Source organism: Mycobacterium arosiense ATCC BAA-1401 = DSM 45069, assembly GCF_002086125.1.
In the GTDB taxonomy this organism is placed as follows: Bacteria; Actinomycetota; Actinomycetes; order Mycobacteriales; family Mycobacteriaceae; genus Mycobacterium; species Mycobacterium arosiense.
This window is the reverse complement of the sequence record NZ_MVHG01000011.1, coordinates 19,883-37,881: the sequence shown is the minus strand read 5'-3', so window position 1 is coordinate 37,881 and position 17,999 is coordinate 19,883. Positions and strand designations below refer to the sequence as shown.

Annotated in this window: 18 protein-coding genes and 1 pseudogene; 8 read left to right on the top strand and 11 right to left on the bottom strand. The window is 66.3% G+C overall.

All coding sequences use genetic code 11. The annotated features are described in order from the left end of the window. Positions 1-101 precede the first annotated feature (101 nt). Positions 102-1,325 (top strand): hypothetical protein, encoded by a 1,224-nt coding sequence (locus BST14_RS07310; protein WP_051641686.1) that lies wholly within the window; start codon positions 102-104, stop codon positions 1,323-1,325. A gap of 124 nt (positions 1,326-1,449) precedes the next feature. Here BST14_RS07310 and BST14_RS07305 read toward each other — a convergent pair whose 3' ends face one another. Both BST14_RS07305 and BST14_RS07300 read right to left on the bottom strand, forming a co-directional pair. Further along, the gene (locus BST14_RS07305; RefSeq protein ID WP_036473545.1) at positions 1,450-1,842 is read right to left on the bottom strand and encodes a hypothetical protein; all 393 of its coding nucleotides are present in this window, start codon (positions 1,840-1,842) and stop codon (positions 1,450-1,452) included. Between the two features lie 2 nt (positions 1,843-1,844). Further along, a complete protein-coding gene (locus BST14_RS07300) occupies positions 1,845-2,423 on the bottom strand; it encodes a DUF4333 domain-containing protein (RefSeq protein WP_231122300.1) in 579 nt (192 codons plus the stop codon). A 376-nt stretch (positions 2,424-2,799) separates the two neighbouring features. On the opposite strand from BST14_RS07300, the pseudogene BST14_RS31660 reads away from it, so the two are divergent. Both BST14_RS31660 and BST14_RS07295 read left to right on the top strand, forming a co-directional pair. Further along, positions 2,800-3,048, top strand: a pseudogene (locus BST14_RS31660) (FHA domain-containing protein); the annotation flags it as partial. Positions 3,049-3,075: 27 nt separating this feature from the next. Beyond that, positions 3,076-3,888: a helix-turn-helix domain-containing protein gene (locus BST14_RS07295; protein ID WP_245845330.1), complete on the top strand. Its 813-nt coding sequence runs from the start codon at positions 3,076-3,078 to the stop codon at positions 3,886-3,888. Between the two features lie 57 nt (positions 3,889-3,945). On the opposite strand, the gene BST14_RS07290 is transcribed toward BST14_RS07295, so the two are convergent. The 8 genes from BST14_RS07290 to BST14_RS07260 form a co-directional block, all read right to left on the bottom strand. Continuing rightward, positions 3,946-4,557, bottom strand: coding sequence for a hypothetical protein (locus BST14_RS07290; RefSeq protein WP_231122301.1), 612 nt, complete (start codon positions 4,555-4,557; stop codon positions 3,946-3,948). A gap of 3 nt (positions 4,558-4,560) precedes the next feature. After that, positions 4,561-5,355 carry an SseB family protein gene (locus tag BST14_RS07285; RefSeq protein ID WP_232232243.1) on the bottom strand — a complete coding sequence of 265 codons (795 nt, stop codon included), beginning with the start codon at positions 5,353-5,355 and terminating at the stop codon, positions 4,561-4,563. A 104-nt stretch (positions 5,356-5,459) separates the two neighbouring features. Further along, positions 5,460-7,490, bottom strand: a complete 2,031-nt coding sequence (locus BST14_RS07280) for a serine/threonine-protein kinase (RefSeq protein WP_036473551.1) — start codon at positions 7,488-7,490, stop codon at positions 5,460-5,462. An 8-nt stretch (positions 7,491-7,498) separates the two neighbouring features. Then, positions 7,499-8,710: a DUF7373 family lipoprotein gene (locus BST14_RS07275; protein WP_036473554.1), complete on the bottom strand. Its 1,212-nt coding sequence runs from the start codon at positions 8,708-8,710 to the stop codon at positions 7,499-7,501. Then, positions 8,707-9,780, bottom strand: coding sequence for a DUF7373 family lipoprotein (locus BST14_RS07270; RefSeq protein WP_083063901.1), 1,074 nt, complete (start codon positions 9,778-9,780; stop codon positions 8,707-8,709). Before BST14_RS07270 ends, BST14_RS07275 begins: the two co-directional genes overlap by 4 nt. After that, on the bottom strand, positions 9,761-9,985 hold the full coding sequence (locus BST14_RS29410) for a hypothetical protein (protein WP_142279298.1): 225 nt from the start codon (positions 9,983-9,985) through the stop codon (positions 9,761-9,763). The genes BST14_RS07270 and BST14_RS29410 overlap by 20 nt, the downstream gene beginning before the upstream one ends. Before the next feature lie 489 nt (positions 9,986-10,474). After that, positions 10,475-11,227 carry a sensor domain-containing protein gene (locus BST14_RS07265; protein ID WP_051641689.1) on the bottom strand — a complete coding sequence of 251 codons (753 nt, stop codon included), beginning with the start codon at positions 11,225-11,227 and terminating at the stop codon, positions 10,475-10,477. 43 nt (positions 11,228-11,270) lie between these two features. After that, a complete protein-coding gene (locus BST14_RS07260; RefSeq protein WP_051641690.1) occupies positions 11,271-12,290 on the bottom strand; it encodes a sensor domain-containing protein in 1,020 nt (339 codons plus the stop codon). Positions 12,291-12,526: 236 nt separating this feature from the next. On the opposite strand from BST14_RS07260, the gene BST14_RS07255 reads away from it, so the two are divergent. From BST14_RS07255 to BST14_RS07235, 5 genes are read left to right on the top strand one after another with little or no spacing between them, the layout of a single operon-like run. Beyond that, the gene (locus BST14_RS07255; RefSeq protein WP_036473566.1) at positions 12,527-13,309 is read left to right on the top strand and encodes a sensor domain-containing protein; all 783 of its coding nucleotides are present in this window, start codon (positions 12,527-12,529) and stop codon (positions 13,307-13,309) included. 40 nt (positions 13,310-13,349) lie between these two features. Beyond that, positions 13,350-14,030, top strand: a complete 681-nt coding sequence (locus tag BST14_RS07250) for a hypothetical protein (protein WP_036473568.1) — start codon at positions 13,350-13,352, stop codon at positions 14,028-14,030. A 12-nt stretch (positions 14,031-14,042) separates the two neighbouring features. Next, entirely contained in the window at positions 14,043-14,654 is a 612-nt protein-coding gene (locus BST14_RS07245) for a hypothetical protein (RefSeq protein WP_036473570.1), read from the top strand. A gap of 35 nt (positions 14,655-14,689) precedes the next feature. After that, on the top strand, positions 14,690-15,850 hold the full coding sequence (gene macS / locus BST14_RS07240) for a MacS family sensor histidine kinase (protein ID WP_036474078.1): 1,161 nt from the start codon (positions 14,690-14,692) through the stop codon (positions 15,848-15,850). Next, a complete protein-coding gene (locus BST14_RS07235; RefSeq protein WP_036473572.1) occupies positions 15,840-16,514 on the top strand; it encodes a response regulator in 675 nt (224 codons plus the stop codon). Before macS ends, BST14_RS07235 begins: the two co-directional genes overlap by 11 nt. Before the next feature lie 52 nt (positions 16,515-16,566). Here the strand turns inward: BST14_RS07235 and BST14_RS07230 are convergent, their stop codons facing one another. Further along, positions 16,567-17,880, bottom strand: coding sequence for an acyltransferase family protein (locus BST14_RS07230; protein ID WP_051641691.1), 1,314 nt, complete (start codon positions 17,878-17,880; stop codon positions 16,567-16,569). Between the last annotated feature and the right edge of the window lie 119 nt (positions 17,881-17,999).

Here is a 17,999-nt window from a genome sequence, read left to right as displayed (position 1 = left end):
AGCGCATGCTACGAAACCCTCTGCAGCACAGCGGCAGTGGGAATGATGACACGGGTGATGGCTCGGGGTGCAGACCCGCAGGGCACGATGAAGGTCTGGGGATGAGTGCACGGGAGTTTCGCGACGATGATGCGGGCTATCAAGCCTGGCTGACTGACCACCCGGATGGCTTCGTGATCAACATTGCGCGCAGCCACACTGCCACCGGCGCCCGTGTGCACCGTGCCAGGTGCCGAACGATCAACGGGACGAACCCACGCGCCGGCAGCTGGACCGGACCGTACGTGAAGGTCTGTGCGCAGCATTCGGCCGAACTCGAGCGGTGGGCGATCAAAGAGCTGGGGGAGCCGCTTGCGGTGTGCGCGATCTGCCACTCGGGCCCGCGAAACCTGGAATCCACCACGACAGGGCGGAGCCGGCGAACAGGCCCACGCCGTGAGTATGAGGGTCGCAGCGTGGTCCACGGGCCATTGCCGGGGCGTGCGGTCGTCGAGGCCTGGGCAGATGCCTACATCCAGTCTGGGGACCGGCGTGTCCGCCAGAAGAACCTAAGCAGCGAGATTCAGGCTCGCTGCAGGCAGCTCAAACCCTCGGATGGCCAGGTGCTGCACGCCACGTTTTTCGGAGCAAAGCCCGACGGTGCTGACGTGGAAAACCTGTTGCTCTACAACATTGGCTCGTTTGCGATCGCTGGGTGTAACGGGATTCGCTTCGAGCACGGTGCTGTCGTGCCAGCCCCTCCGGATGGTGGCGAGTATCCGTTCTGCTACCGCTATGCGCTGGCACCGCGGTCGGCCTCCTTCACCGACTGGCGGCAGGGCCGACTGCTGGCGTCGTTCGACTGGACGGACCTGGGCGCGTTCTCTGGCGAGAAGAAGCTGGAACAAGTGTGGCTAGCGCTCGCGCGCGGGCCGGTGAAGGTATTCGAGCCAGAATGCACGCCCCATACACCTTTTGGTGTCAGAGTCCGGGTCCGGCCGCCGCGCGGGGGTCGACCACCGGTGTGGGGTGCTGGTTTGGTAAAAGGCATTTTCGATGGCGTCATCTCGGTGTTCGCCACCCATGCAGACGCGACCGTGCTTGCTGAAGTTGTGGCGCGGCTTGCGACAATGCTGGCGGCCGATGCCGCCGAAATCGAGGCGCACCTGCTTGATCAACGACGCGGCGTGCTCGGCGCTGTGCCGCGGCTTGTCAAGCCTTTCGGTGCCGGGGGTGTCCAGTGGAGCCCTGGAGACGATTGGTGTGTGGCCGGTGAGCTGCTGGCCGTTGAACCCATCGGCTCGCGGTGGGAAATCAGCGGAGAACTCGTCGAGCTCTCCCGCTGACACCGCGCGGATGGCAGCCCGCCAGGATGGGCAATGGATCCCGGTGGGACGATCTGATCCCATCTGCAATCGCACGAAACTCGCGGCGCTTCGGGACGGAGAATTCCTGTCCTCCCGAGGAGGTTTAGAAGGCAAGGGCGTAGCAGAACAAGAGCAGCAGTAGCAGCGGGATCAGGGACACCAGGGTCAGCACGGCGACCACCTGGAGAAATGGGTGCGGGCGTACGGCCACGGCGCTCGCGGCCAGGCCAGTCGCGACGACGATCAACCCGGTCGAAGTGAGGACCCCGATTCGTGCGGAATGCACGATCGTCGCGGAATTGTCGGGGAAATAGCCCTCTTCGAGTTTGACCCCGAACACCGGGCTGCTCAACTCGTTGAACAACAGCAGGATCACCAGCGCCAGCACCACCATCGCCAGCAGCGCTAGGCACGCCCCTAACAGGTTGCGGTTAGGCGGCTTTGGCGCCTGGCCGCAGTGGATTCGTGCCGGCTGGCCCATGTCGTCCAAGCGCATGGTCAGATTTTTGTTCCCTTCGGGGCGCTGACCTCGTAGCCACCCGCGTCGTCGGTGAAGGTGACCGTGAACTGGTGTTTGATGTGGTCAATGGTGGCCTGGCAGGTGAAGGTGGCTCCCTTGAGAATGGTGGGGTTGTGGCCGTCGTTGCAGGTGACGTCGCTGACGTTCTTGGCGGCGTAACCGTTCGGATCGGACAAGACGTGCGTGACGCCGGCTGCGACAGCGCGGACGTCGAGTTGTTTGGTGACGAGAAAACCGGGTGCTACGAATCCCGCGAAGAGCACCGCCGCGGTGATCGCGGTGAGCGCGCCGCCCAGGTAGAGCGGAAGGTGTTTGCCGCGCAGGCCAACTCGGGGACTACGGGCCGTGAAGGCGGTTGGTGCCCAGGGGTTCGCGCCTGGTGGTAGGTGAGGATGCGGGTAGGGGAAGGGGCCGGCCTGGGGCGTCATCGGGAAGGCTTGTGGGCGGGGCAGTGGCTGGATAGGCGGTTCGTAGAAGCCCTGGGGAGCGACCGGCGGCATCCCCGGCGCGTACGGGTGGCGCGGTGGCGCCAGGGGCGGCTGCTGTGGGTGTTGCATCGGCGACCTTTCTCTGTGCGTGGCCGAGGGCCGCAATGGCATCGTGCCCGAACAGTAACCCAAGCAGTCCCCATAGCGCAATGGTTTAGAAACCACAGCACGCTTGTGGGGCCGTCCCGCTTGCGAGTCATGGGCCCGGTGAAGCAACCGCGTCAGCAGCTCACTCTAGGGTGTCTACCTGGATTAATGTGGTGAGTCGCCCATCGGTACGCACGACGCGAGAATCGCAGAACGCCGCAGGCCCTCGACAGCGGCGCTGTGCTTTCTAGCCCACCTTTACGGTTCGGATGAGGTAGCATTTAGCCGAGCGCTTTGTTTAACAGCAGAGCATCAGTGCCTCAACCGGGAAAGGGAGCGACGATTGATTGCCAGCCCAGTGACGACGCCCGCGCTAATTGTGCGGGTCGGTCGCGCGACGCACACTCTTCACGCCGCCGCGGGCGCGGTATTCATCGGCAGAGATCCTGAGGCGGCGGTCGACATCGATGATGAGCGGGTTTCACGGCGCCATGTTGTCCTCGAACCCCACCCCGATGGTTGGTACGCCGTCGATGTCAGCACCAACGGAATGTTCGTCGACGGAGAACGCCGCACCCCGGTACCCATTACCGCTACCACGACCCTGCACCTCGGGACCCCAGATGGGGTGGCCGTGACCCTTACCACCGACGTGACTCAGGATGAGTCGACCCAGGCACTGGGGTCAGCTCAGACCGAGCATCCGTCGCGAGCCGAGAAAATCGCCGCGGCGGGGCGTCTGCGGGCTGGCCAAGCGGTCCGTGCGCGTCGTGAGCAGTTGGGGATCTCCCAGCGGGGCCTGGACAACGACGGGATCTATAACCAGTCCGCTCTCATCAATTTCGAGCTGGGTCGCAGCTGGCCGCATCCCAGCACGCTGGCAAAACTGGAAAAGAAATTGGACTTGCCCGCCGGGTACATCGAGGCGCAGCGACGCGAGGGCGAGCTAGCAGCAGCGGCCGTCCCTGAGGCTGGTAGCGACGAGGCGACCGAGGTGTTGACCGACTCCATTCACGCGCCGACTATTTCGCGCACGGTCGAGCTCGCTCTGCAAGCCGTCAGCGTGACCATCGCGGACTTGCCTGAACCGAACGCCCCGGACTTCACCGCCAAAGCCACTGCGATCCTGGCTGATCTGCGCAGGCTCGAGGGCCTGGCGTTGACTGCTGCGCGCCAGCCCACTGGGGGCGCTGCGGCCATGAAGGCGTTGAGCCGTGTGCGGCGCACCTACAACGATGTGATGATGCGCGCCGCCGCCTCGCCGTCGGCGACGTTGGGGCAGCGGCTTTACGGGGCCCGCCACCGGGCGGAGCTGAGCCTGGAAGAGGCGGCCATAGGCTCCGGGCTGCCCGCCTCAGCCCTTGAAGACGCCGAAGCCGAACGTCCCGTAACGCCCGATGTCGCCGACGCAATCGAGCTCCTGATCGCCGACCTGTTAGACAAATAACCGATCACGATGTGAGCGAACGATGCTGTCGGGGCGCCGCGCGCGTCTTGGCTGTCGTCAGAAGACGTGACTGTGGGGAGCCGCGATCACGAAGCCATGGGTTTGTGGACCGCTGTTGTCGGCACCGATGGCCTTCGGCGCGTTGAGCCTGCACACCAGATCCGCCGATCGCGGCACCCCGCAGACCAGCGATTGGGTGTTCGAGAACGCCCAGAACACGATTTTGTGCCCCGCTGGCAGCAGGACCGGCGCCTGGCCCGTGGTGTCGCCGAAGAATCGTTCGGGCGGGGTGGGCAGAAACCGCGCCGGCCCGTTGGCCTGGGCGTAGACCGTGGGCAGTGTCACCACCCGGGTCCCCGCCGGCGCCCCGGGCAGATCACCCGCGCACGTCACGTCATGCATCACCTTGACCACGGTCTTTTTGCACAGCAGGCCACTAGGGGTGGTGAACAGCAGATCAGGTAGTGCCGTGAGGTCGCGGGTCTGTTTGGGCAGTGGCCCGCTGTCGTCGATCAGTGCATCAATGTCATCGGGCGCTGCGGTCGCATGCAGGGGCAGACCGACCAACGCCGGCCAGGCAAGCGCCAGCGCGATCAATATGAGCGATCGTTTCGCAGCAACATCCTTGAGCCGGGTTCTCGGCGCGTGAAAGATGTTGGCGTTCTTCATTTTTTATTGGGTGATTTCGGCCAGCGAGACCCACAGGTATGGGCCTGCCGGGTTGATGACGATCCCGCTGTGGCCTTGCGCGCGAGCCATGTTCACCACTTGTTCGACCGTGAGGGGCCCGGCCGCATCAGCGGGGCTCCAAGCTAGAACTTCTGGGCCGCTGGTGAAGCCGAAGATGCTGGAGCTGCCGTCGGGATGTGTGGTGTTGCGAACGGCGATGTGCCCGTTGCCTTGGGAATCGTCGGCGGCGATTGCCAACGGTCCGTTCTGGCGCACCACGTCGACGACGGTGTGCCTGTCGATCTTGCCGGCAGCGTGATCGGCCAGCGCCCGTTTGAGCGGCTCGTTATTCGGATTGCGCAAGGCGAAATCGATTTCGGCGGCCGACAATGCACAGGTGGGGCCGGCGGGGTCGATATAGAGCCAGTCGTTGCCTTGGCTTTGGGCCAGCTCCAGGGCCCCGGTAGCCGACTGCACCAATGACTGCGTGCGCGTACCCGGCGGGTGCAGGCGGGCGATCTCCTCATGACGGGTATAAGCGAACAGCGCCGACCCTTTGCCGTGGGGGCCTGTGCCGCCGCGGATTTGGAGGCGAGACCCGGCCGCGAACGGTGTTTGGCCGGTAAATGCATCGGATCCGGTGATGTCGAAAAGCACCTCACCGACCATGCACAAACGGAGTACCTCGAGCGCCCCGCGCTGGTTGGGTTGTGCGGCGAAGGCGGCGACGGCTTGTCGCAGCGCCACATTGTCGACCAGGGTGGCGCGGTTTCCGTTGTCCTCGGTTGGCATTGCCATACGGATTCCCCTGACTGCACAGATAGCGTGATTCAACGATGGCCTGGTTCTTAACGCGTCGTGCGCTGCAGCCTGAACGCGGCGCGCGGTGTCTCGTTGGCGGTTTAGTGGATTTGGTTGCCAAGTTTGGTGACCAGCGCGGTGTTGAGGTAGGTGGTGGCTGCTGGGCCGCCGGCGTTGAGGGCGGCGATGGTGGCGGGGTCATCGACGATGACGAGCGTGCCGCCGAAACTGCTGTATTTGGCGGGCAGGCCGCCGTATCCGCCGCCGCCGGCGCCCGGGTCGGTGCGCAGCAGCAGCATGACGTCGCTGCGTTGAGCGATGTAGTCGACGTCGTCGATGTTGAACGGGACGGTTGGTGGGCCGCCGGGGGCGCGTTTGTAGTGGGTGTTGTAGGGGAAGCCGATGCTTTCCAGGTAGCTGCTCGGCGGTGATGGGACCGCCGCCGCGGTGGTGTTGGTCCCGGTGTAGTTGACCGCGACGATGGATTTGCCGCCGAAACTTCGATGCTCGGAGCGGATCTGGTTCTGCTCGGACTGCGCCTTGTCGACCAAGGTTTTGGCGGTGTCGGTGCGGCCCAGCGCGGTGGCGATCCAGTTCAGTTGGGCCTGCCAGTTCCAGTCTTGGGTGTTGTCGGCGGGTTGGGTCAGCGTGGGGGCGATCGCGGCCAGCGAGTTGTAGGTGGTCTGGTCGATGTTGTCGGTGTCGATGATGAGGTCGGGTTTGGCAGCGGTGATGGCGGCGGTGTCGGCGGCGGCGAAGACCGGTGGGGTGGAATGGATGAGCGGCTGCAGCCAGCTCGGTGTGGTCGCGCCGGGCGCGTTCATCACCACTACAGGGGCGCCGAGTGAGAGCACGGCATCGGGGTCGCCAGCTCCGAGCGCGGCGATGGCCATCGGGCGGTGCTCGAGTTTGAGGGTGCCGAATTTGGTGTTCAGGGTCTGCGGTTGGTATGGGCCCAATCCGGTCCTGGTGGTGCCGAACAGGTGAATGCCCACCACTGTCGCTGCGACCAACGCGGCAACCACGATGGTTGCTCCCACGATCAGCCGGGTGCGGTTGCGGCGCTTGGGTTTAGGACCGGACTCGGTTGGGCGACCGGTCGGGGTTGAGGGGGGCGGTGCGCCCGTGAACGGCTGCGGCGCCGCTCCATTCGCGGATGCTGCGCGGGGATCATAGGCCGGCCACACCGGTGCGGAGCCCGCCGGTAGGGAAGGTCCGGTGGGTGGGTAGGTCAGGGTGGGATTGGTCGGCTGGGATGGACGAGGTCCGGTGATGGTTGGCGGTGCCGGATTGTTAGTCAGCGCCGCAGTAGTCGCCGCAGCCAGTTCGCCAGCGGTCTGGAAACGATCAGCTGGATTTTTGGCCAGCGCGCGAGCCATCACCTCGTCGATCTGCGGTGGCAGGGTGGGGTTGATGTCGCTGGGGTGCGGGACAGGCCGCATCAGGTGTCCGACCAATATGGCCTCAAGGGACTTGTTGGAGGGGTCCTCATACGGGGTGCGGCTGGTAAGCAGCCGAAACAGGGCACACCCCAGCGAGTAGATGTCGGTGCGGTGATCGGCGGGTCGGCCTTCGATGGTCTCCGGCGCGGCGTAGGCCGCGGTGCCGACCATCGAGCCCGTCGCGGTCAGGGCGGTGGCATCGTCGAGAGCGCGTGCAATGCCGAAGTCCGCCAATAACACTCGTTCACGCTCACTGCCGGGCGCTGCGACGAGGAAGTTGCCGGGTTTGATATCGCGGTGTAAGACGTGCTGCGAGTGGGCGTAGTCGAGTGCGGCGGCGACGTCGGTGATGATGCGCACGATACGGGCCGGGGTGAGGTTGGCGCGGTCCAAATCGTTGGCGGCGGTTCCTTTGACGTATTCCATGGCGATCCACAGGTGCCCGTCGGTTTCGCCTCGGTTGTAGACCCGCACGATGTTCGGGTGGTCCAGGCTCGCGGCCAGGTTGGCTTCGCGGATGAAGCGCTCCCTGAATTGGCGGTCTCCGCACAGTTCGCCGGACAGGATTTTCAGCGCCTCGCTGCGGGGCAGCGTCGGGTGGCGGGCCAGATACACTGTGCCCATCCCGCCCTGGCCCAGCACGCCTTCGATGCGGTAGCCGGCGATGATAGTTCCTACATCAAGGGGCATTCAGCGGCTCATTTCCCTGTCAGCATGCGGTATTGGGCGGCCATCATCTGGTGCACAGCGTGTTCTTGTTCGTTTTGCATCTCGAATGCGTAGCGGTCGGCGCGGGCCACGCACCAGTAGCCCAGGGTTTCGTTGAAGCATTTCGCCTTGGGCATGCCGCTGATCCCGCCGACCTGGTTGGGCCCGGTCTCATCGGCGACGAGGCGCGCCGCGGAGGCCGTGTCGGGGGTTTGGTAGACGCGGGTTTCGAGGACGTAGGAGACCTGTTGCACGCCAGCGGATTTGAACATCGCCGCCAAGTGGACGGGGTCGCCGGTGGCCAGGTGCAGCGCCCCATGGGCGTCATAGATCCCGTCGCTGATCGATTCGTTTTCTTGGCGGGGGGCCACCGTGTGGGCCATCAACCCATCGGGGTCCAGCGGCAGTTGAGCCATCTGATCCGGCGGGGTCGGCTTGAATTTGTCGACCAGGAGCTGCTGCAAATCCAGTGTGGTGGCGATCAACCCGGCAGCCGTATCGGGTTTGTCAGCCGACGTCGCTGTTTGTGCCAGCACGTATTGTCCGTGTGCGGTCAAGGCGGTCACCGAGAACCGCGGGCCGGGGTCGGGGTATTGCGCTGTCCATTGGTAGGTCAGTGCCGTCGTAGCTGGGTATCGGGGAATCGAAAACAGTTGCGTCGGGATGGGTTTGGTGTCAAAGGGCATCGTCAGGGCAGCGCCTTTGGCTGCCATCGCGGTGATCGCGGCGCTCGCATCAGCCGGGCTGGCCAGTTCCAACACCGTGGTCAGCAGGTCCTTATAGGGGCCCTTGTCGGTGTGACGGGCGCTGGAAAACCCGGCCAGCAAGTTGTGGCCGTTAAGCGCCTCCCCCAGGGGGGCCCCGAGCAGCGCGTTGACCGCATCGACGTCTTTGACCACGCCGGATTCGATTTGCGCATAGTCGATCAGGTCGGCGTCGACCTCCCACGGGCCCACCACCACGCTGGCCAGGCGGCGCCCTTCGGCCCAGCCGCCGCGCAGCGCGTCGCCGGCCAACCCCAATGGGGCGCGGGGGGTGGTGGGGAAGTTCCCAGCATCGAGCAACGCCAGATTCACACCGTCGGGGCTGGCCTCCCCGGGGGCTTTGACCGCGCTGCCGGCGATCGTGGTACTGCAGGCCACCGTCAGCGCCGCGACTCCGACGGCCGCGGCGCGCAACCATGAACGGATGCGCCCGGTCATGGCGCGGTCAGCATCAGGTATTGGGCAGCCATGATCTGATGGGCCTCAACCTCTTGGGCCGCAGTGGCTTTGAACGCGTAGCGCGCTGCGGTGGCGATGCACACAAACCGCACCGCCCCCAGGTCGGTGATGTCGGGCCCGCGGTCAAAGCAGCGCGCTGAGGGTAGACCGTTGATGCCGGGGGCGGAGTGATAGCCCAGGAACGGCACGTCGATGCGGGCAAGCCCATCAGCGGCGCGCTGGGCGCCGGTGGTATCGACGGCCTCGTAGATGGTGGTGCGGTCGACGGCGACGTGGGTAATGCCGGCGTCGTTGTACATCGCCTGGGTGGCAACCGGGTCGGATCGGAAATGTAGTGAGCCGTGCGCGGAGTAGACCCCACCCTGGTTGACGTTGGGGTCGGTGGCCGGCACGGTGCGGGCCAGCAGACCGGTCGGGTCGGCCGGCAAGCTGGCCAGCCGATCGACTGGGGTGGCTTGAAAGTGGTCAGCGGCCGGGCCTTGCAAATCCAGGGTTTTGGCGATCATGTCGGCGACCGCCGCGGAGCTTTCCTTGGATCCGGCGAACTGGAAAAACACGTACAGGCCGTGCGCGCTGAACGCTGAGGCTTCAAAACCTCCTGACAGCGGGGCCACGTAGGCCCGCGTGTTGGGATAGTTGGGGATCGCCAGCCGGGTCGCTGGGATGTTGCCCGGGCGGATGGTGCCCACATCAGCGGCGGCCATCGCCGCAGCCGCATCCGTCGCGTCTTGGGGGCTGGGGAACCGAAACACCCCGTTGTCCAGGATCTTGGGCTTGTCAGCGCCGGCCTGTCCCTGTGGAGGTGGCGGGGTGGCGCGCCCACTGACGAAACCGGCCACGAAATGATGCGCGGCGGCGATCGCGGCGATCGAATCCCCACGCACCAGCGCCGATAGCCGTGTGGGCTCGGGAAACGCTGTCGTGGGCGCGATTTCGGCGTTCGTCGGGCTGATCAACGTGGCGTCGATCTGCCACGGTCCGGCCACCATGTCGGCCATCCGCTGGGCCTCGACGCGGCGCCCGGCGGCGTCATCGGCGACGTTGCCCAAGGGGGGGCCGGGGCCGGCGCGGATAGTTACCGGGGTCGAGCAGGGCCGCGTTGGCCGCCGCGGGCGCCGGGCCGCCGGATTTGACGGCTACCCCCGTCACCTGGTTCGAGCAGCCGCTGCCCACGACGACCACTACGGCGAGGCTGAGCAGCAGCGGCGATAAGCCCCGGCGCGCGGCGGCGATGCTTGTGTGTCGGATCTTCACCGGGCGGCTTTCGCTGATCCGCTCCGGCGCCTGTTGGGCCGTTTGCCCGACCAGCGCCGCAACGCCATGCGGTCGATGAAGATGGCGCTGGCCGCCCGCCGTTCCGAGACAGCCTTGTCGGCCACCGCCATCACCGCGAGTTGGCGGACTCGGGCACCGAGTCGCTTCTCCTGGTCGCGAATGCGATGCCATTCGGCACCGTCAGCGTCCAGGTCAGCATTGTCGTTGAGATAGTCGATCGCCGCGTCGACCGCGCACTGCTGTAAGTCGGGATTGTCCGGATACAGCAGTGCGGCCTCGCGCGCGGCGCGGTGCAGGCGGTTCCGCGCCGCAGCATCCAGCTGGCGGGCGCGCGCTGTTGAGCAGCGTCGCCATCGGCTCAGCCGCCGATTCGTCGCGCACGTCCGATCCCTCCTTTTCTCAGGTCCCGCGGCCGGCCTGTGTGCGCCGGCAACGATGGGGAGAATGGTAGTCGCTACTACCAGGGCGTCAGCTTCGATCGCTGATTTTGCCCATCATCGCCCTGGCCACATCGCTGGCGTCCTTGCCTGGCGCGGGCGCCACGTCGCGGAAATAGACCGCCTCGACCTCCACCAGGCAATTGCCCCGCACACCGAGCGCGCGCACCCGCCGCAGTTTCGTGTGCAGGTCTACCTCTTCCACGGTGGCTTCCACGACTGAAGCACCGGCGTGCACCTCGGTGATCTCATTCTGAAATCCCAGGCCGCTGTCGAGGCGCTGACCGGCGCACCGCGACCACTGCGAACCGAATTTCTCAAACAACGCATTGGCCGCCGCCGTGTTCGGTAACGCGACCACACCCTCGACGAGATCGATCACCGTGGGAAATTCGCCGACATCGGCGGCCCACCACTGTTCGTGAGCAACGTTGACCACCTGCGCATTACGGTAGGCCTCGCCCATCAGGATGTGCGCCAGCGAGGCGCAATCGCTGCGTGAAGCGTCCGGCCAGTCCCAGTACATCTCCGCCGGGCCGCCGAACTTCGGCGGCATACTGTCATCGAGTTTGAACGATTGACCGAACACGTGGGACAACTCAGCATCGGTCAGCATCGCCTGCTTGATGACTTCGCCGACCAGCGGGCGCGGTTTGAGGTCCGGCGCCGCGCGCACAGTGCCGCTGACGACATCAGCGCAACCGGCCACCAGCGTGATCAACGCCGAGGACACCAGCACCAGGATCAGCCGAACGACATTGGGCGCCAAGCGCATCCAAGCCATGGCCGCTCCTCTCTTCTCGCGCGAGTAGCAACGGTGGGTCTGGTCAGCGGGGGTTGACACGATCGGCCATCCGGGTCGCGATCTTGAGGCCCTGATCGGTGCGGTTATTACCGCAGCTGCGCACATCGATGACGATGTTGTTGCGGGCGGTCATGGCCCGTTGGCACTGCCAGCCCCCCGCACCTTCCTGGGTGTTGATGATGCTGAGCATGCCGTCACGGTTGGCGACCGTGCTGGCCATCCAGATGCTGTCTGGTTGACCCCGCTCGAGCAGGCGCAAGGTGGCGCCGTTGCATTTCGGCCAGGCCGCAGCCTGCTTGGCCACGAAGTCGCTGGCCGCCGTGGCGGTCGTGAAGTAGATCGCGGCGCTGTTGTCCAGGTGCTCAACGACTTTCGGGTCCTGCAGGGACTGGGTGCGTATCCCTACCCAACCGGTGCCCTCAAGTTCGGACTCGAGCGCGGGGATTTGGATCTCGCCGCATTCGGGCCGGTCGGTATTCACGCCGCTGTAGGCCACGTCGTCGCTACCGGCGTCCGGTGTTGGCGCGATGTTCGTCGCGCCCTCGATGCTGCTGATGGTCGCCACATCCAGCAGCAGCCCGGGCAGCGCCGACAACGGCACCGTTGCCGCCGCTTGCCGCGTTGGGCTCGGGCTGGCCTGCGTCGAGGACGGGCGGGGGGAGCGAGTCACTGCCACGCTGCCCATGTCATCGGGGCTGCTGGCGACGTTGATCACGATTCCGGCGGCCACTATGGCGACTATGACCGCGGCGGCGGCGCCGATCCGGGCCCACAGGGGGAACCGCTGGTGGCGCGGCGCCGCGATCGCAGCAGGGTAGCCCGGGCCGGCGCCCCAGGACGGCGCCGGCGGCAGGGGCCGGACCGGGGGAGGGCCGCCTGCGAATCCGAGTGGCCGCCGCGGCAGCACCACGGTGGCTTCCTCGCCGGGCCCGGGGCCCATGGGCGGCATCGCAGCAGGCTGGTAGCCGTTGCGCATCGCGGCATTGCCCGATGGCGGGGCGGTCTGGGCGGTGCTGAGCGGCGGGTTCGCGTGGTGGGGCATCTGCTGTCCTTCGGGGATAGGCGAGGTTGCGGGGTGCGCAGTGGGTCGCTGTATGGCGGCCGGGGTTTGTCCAAGGCGAGGGGTGAAGCCCTCGGACGCTGCCGCGCTGTCATGCATGCTTTGGATTAGACCACAGCAAAAAACATAGCGCAATGGTTCATAACATTGCACCACTGTGGTTTTGTTGGTAGCGTCTGCATCCGTATCCACCAGGCCCAGCAAGGAGAACCGCCCGAATGAGCGCCTCAAGACCACCCGCGAAGACCACAGAAAACAGCGCACCAAAACACAGCACCCGTACATCGCGGCTGACCGCCACCGGCCGCTGGGCAATCCTCGCCGCCACCGCCCTATGCCTGCTGCTCACCGGCTGCACCGCCACCACCACCGGCCACCCCGCAGCCGCCGCAGACCTCGGCCGCTGGCAACCGCCGGCGATCCTGCCCCAACACCTGCCAGACCTGTTGCTCAGCGAAAACGACATCAACACCGCTGCGCACACCACAGGCATGGCCGTGCGCACACCGATCACGCACATGTGGCACGACGAGGACACCATCTCCACCCCGGCTTGCCTCGACACCTACTTCCCAGCCGAAGCCAACGCCTACCAAGGCACCAACTGGACCGCCATGCAAGGCCAAATCCTCGACGACGCAACCACACCGGGGAGCGCCCGCCACGCACTGGTCCAGGCCCTCATCAGCTTCCGCGACGCCGACTCAGCCCAACAATTCTTCAGCCAAGCCAAAACACGCTGGTCGGGCTGCGCAAACCACTCGCTCACCGTCGTCCTGCACAGCCACGCCCCGGTGACATGGAACTTCGGCGAGCTGCGTGCCACCGACACCACCTTGACCAGCACCCAAACCCAAGCCAGCGGTGAAGGTTTCACCTGCCAACGCGCCCTGGGGCTGGCCAACAACGTCATCATCGACACCCTGTGGTGCGGCTTCGACACCACCAGCCAAGCCAGCGACATCGTCGCCAAGACCACCGGCGCCATCTCCCAGGCCTGACCCAGCGAGCTCGCCAGTCCATCGTCGACTTGATGGGCACATGACACAGAAGAAGGAGGTGCCGGCAGTGCGCGCGCTTGCCGTCCCCGTCTCAGCAATACTCATCGGCGCCGCGAGCGTGGCATGCCACCAAAAGCCGGCATGTTGCGCCGCCCCGCCGCTACCCCCTCCGGTCAACTTCGACGACTACCGGTCCGTCAACACCGACGACTACCGCACCTATTCGACCTACGGCTGGAACGGAATTCAGTTCGCCACCCGCGCCGGAATCCGCTGCCGAATCTATGACGGCCCACACTCGTTCCAGTACGCCGCCGCAATCGACTGCTGGGGGCCGCTCCCTGGCGTGGCATCTGGGGTGAACTACGCAAAGGTATCCGAGTGGCCCTACGACAAAGACACCTTGACGCCGATCACGCGGGGACCCGCGCCCCCAGGGCACACCGAAGTCTTCTCCTTGCTCAGCCACACCGACCTCAACGAGCAAGAGACCTACCACGCCGGCCCGACCGAGAAAAGAACCGTCGACCCCGCCAGCTACCACCTACTCAATCCTGGGCAGAAGATTGTCGTCCCCGGAGGACACCGCGGCGACGACGACCTCAACACATCAATATGCGCCGTCGTCACTGACGACTCGATCACCTGTGAAATCCAGAACCTCTATCACGACGGCACACATGGCTTCCGGATCCTGCCCCAAGTCAGCCAGACCTACTGATTGGATGATGTTGTGGCTAAACAGATCACCGAGCGCGAACCGCGCAACAACAACAGCAACCTGATCGGCTTGCGGGGCGCCATACTCTGCGCCGGCGTGGCCACTGCGCTTACCGGCCTAACAGCCCCTCCCGCTGCCGCAGATCCATCCAACTACACCGGCTACCACCCCGTCGACCCGAAACCCTTCCAGACCTTCAACACCTACGGCGGCGGCGGCGCACAGTTCACCTCGCCCAGCGGCCAACTGTGCCGAATCGTGGTCATCTCCCGCGGCATGTTCGCCTACATCGAATGCCTAGGCGAGCTACACGGCTCCGCCGAAGGCAACAACCTCGTGCGGATCACGACCACGGCCCCAAGTGGCTTTTCGAAGACCACGCGCGAAGAGTTCCTCAGCACCCAGCGCGTAGGACCCGACGGCGTCACCCGCGAACCCACCGGTGCCGCCGGATTCATCCCGCTGCCCGCAGGCAGCAGCCTGACCTACACCAGCAGCGTCTGGTCCGGCACCTGCGCAGTCGACGCGACCAGCACCCGCTGCACCGTTACCAGCAACCACAGCGACGGCACCGTCACCACCAAGAGCTTCGCATCGACCGCCACCGACGCAACAATCGACTGATGTTTGCCCGGTCCGCCGCGGGACCCAGCGCCTTTATGCTGACCACGATGGCGAATCACGGCCCCGATCCCACCACGCCGCTGTGGCGCGCGGCGCAAGTGTTCCGCCTGCTGAGCTGCATCTACGCCACCGGCTTTCAAATCGCGATCAACCCGGATCTGGTTCGGCCCGTGCTGGGTTGGGTGCTGTTCGCCGCGCTGATCGGCTGGAGCGCGGCCTGCGCGATCGCCTATCTGCGGGGCTTCGGCCGCAAACCGGCGTGGGTGCTCGCCGAGCTGGCGGTCGTCGTCTTGCTGATGTGGTCGAACAACCTCGTCGCGAGCCCGCACTGGGCGGCCGACAACCAGACCTGGCCGACGACGTTGTGGGCCAGCAATCCCACGATTTCGGCCGCCATACAGTTCGGCCCCGCGGGCGGCATGCTGACGGGCCTGGCGGTGATGGCCACCAATTTCGCCGTCAAGAACTACCTCGCGCTCAACCTCGGGCACAACGCCACCGTCATCATCGAACTGGCGATCGGCATGGCCATCGGGATGGCCGCGCAGACCGCGCGCCGCGCGCACGACGAGCTGCAACGCGCGGCGCAGTTGACGGCCGCGGTGCAAGAACGCGACCGGTTATCCCGCCAGGTCCACGACGGCGCCATCCAGGTGCTGGCGCTGGTCGCCAAGAAGGGGCACGAGATCGGCGGCCCGACAGCCGAACTCGCCGACCTGGCCAGCGAGCAGGAGCGCGCGTTGCGGCGCTGGCTGGCGTGCGCGGACGTCGATCCCGACGCCGACAGCGCGACGATCGACCTGCGCGCGCTGCTGCGGTGCCGGGAGTCCGATCGGGTGTCGTTCAGCCTGCCGGGCACTGCGGTGCCGTTGGGACGTTGGGCGGCAACCGAACTGGATGCCGCGGTGGGCAACGCGCTGGACAACGTGGTCGGCCATGCCGGTCCGGATGCGCACGCCTTCGTGCTCGTGGAGGACCTCGGCGATTCCGTCGTGGTCAGCGTCCGCGACGACGGCGTGGGTATTGCCGCCGGCCGGCTCGAGGAAGCGACGCGTCAGGGGCGCCTTGGCATCGCCCAATCGATCGTGGGGCGCCTCACGGCGCTGGGTGGCAGCGCCGAATTGCACAGCGAGCCGGGGGAAGGCACCGAGTGGGAGTTGTGCGTGCCACGCGGACAGGGACGCCATGGCGGATGACGAGACGCCGACCACGGTGATGGTGGTCGACGACCATCCGATCTGGCGTGACGCCGTCGCGCGCGACCTGGCCGAAGGTGGCTTCACCGTGGTCGCCACCGCCGACGGCGTGGCCGCCGCGGGACGGCGGGCCGCCGTGGTCAAGCCCGACGTGGTGGTGATGGACATGCAGCTGACCGACGGCGACGGTGCCCAGGCGACCGCCGCGGTGCTCGCGGTCTCCCCCTCGTCGCGGGTGCTGGTGCTGTCAGCCTCCGACGAACGCGACGACGTCCTGGAGGCGGTCAAAGCCGGCGCGACGGGATACCTGGTCAAGAGCGCCTCGAAAGCCGAACTGGCACAGGCGGTTACCGCCACCGCAGCCGGGCGGGCCGTGTTCACCCCGAGCCTGGCCGGGCTGGTGCTGGGCGAATACCGGCGCATCGCACAGAGCAAGGACAGCACGGACGACGGGCCCGCCCGCCCCAGCCTCACCGAACGCGAAACAGAGGTGTTGCGCTACGTGGCAAAAGGGCTGTCCGCCAAGCAGATCGCCCAGAAGCTGTCGTTGAGCCACCGCACGGTGGAAAACCATGTGCAGGCGACCTTCCGCAAGCTCCAGGTCGCCAATCGGGTGGAGCTGGCACGCTACGCCATCGAGCACGGCCTGGACGAAGAGCCGTGACCCGCGGGGCGGCCGGATAACCACACTTACCCCGCGGGCCAACGATCTTGGGCTACCGCGTTGCGAGGCGGTGTCGCACCGGGAGTGTGGCCAGGATTCGCGCACTCACCAGCGCGCTCACCACCACGGCCATGCACGCCAGGCCGTCGTCCTTGAGCCCCCACCTGATCGCCGCGAGCAGCGCCACGCCGGACGTGCACAGCAGGGCGCCGATGGCCGCGCCGCGCCACCGCGACGTCACCGCGGGCGCACCGTCCCAGCCGGACAGCGGGTTGTTCTCCAGCGGCCGCAGCGCCACGAACAGCACCGCCACCGCGACCATCACGATGAACACCTGCGCGAAGCTGATGGCGAGGAAATCCTGCGCACCCGGAAAGCGCGGGCAGCCAAAGAAATCGAAGACCAGATGCACACCCAACAGCACCGGCATGTGCCACAGATACAGCGTCATCGCGCCCGAGTTGCCGATGGCGGTCCACCACCACACCCGCGGCCGCTGCGCCCAGCGCGCGATCGCCGGTGCGGCCGCGATCGCCAACGCGCTCAGGATGATTGCGTGCCCGGCCAGCAGCAGCGACGGCGGGCTGGTGTTGGACAGATGATGGTCACCGGTGCCGACCATGCTGATCTGATACGGCCCCCAGCGCACCAGCGCGACGTCGACGGCGAAGAAGACGGCGGCGACGGCCAGCGCGGCGCGGCCGCCGAGCAGCCCGCGACGGTAAGCCACGCCGAACATCGCGGGAATGAGCCAGACGGCCAGGTTGAGGTAACCCAACGGCATCATCGCCGGCCAGTGCAGCCGGATCACGTCGATCATCGCGATCGCCCCGTAGACCGCCGCCACCCCGGCGGCCAGCCGCCCGGCCGTGCTGACGCGGTGCAGCAGCGGCATGGCGGCCAGCACCAGGACGTAAGCCCCCAGGAACCACAGCAGCTGCGTGCTGACGCCGGCGATCGGATCGTAGATGTGCCGCGGCAGCGCCCGATACAGCACCGTCAGCACCACGGCCCAGAACGCCAGGTAGTAAAACACCGGCCGGAACAGCCTGGTGCAGCGCCTCATCAGCCAGTCACCCCAATTGGTGCCCGGAGCCCAGGAGGACACGCACGCCGCCGCGCCGGCGAAGAAGAACAGCGGCATGATCTGCAACAGCCACGTCATCGCCTGAAACAGCGCCGAGGTGGTGAGCAGGTTGTCCCAGATCAAAACGTTATTGCGGATGATGCTGGCCGCCATCACGGTATGGCCGAGCACCACGCCGACCAGCGACGTGATGCGGATGACGTCCAGGACGCGGTCGCGATCGGCCGGCGTACTCGCGGCCACCTCGGCGACGTCTGGAAACCGGACAAGAGTGGTCATGGGAGCGGAATTGCCCTTCTGTGCTGTGACTGCGGAGCGTTGTGGTGGAGCAGGAATCGTGCGATGAGGAAAGCATCGCCGGTGGCGCGGGCGCGGGCCTGCGCACTTCTACGCGACAA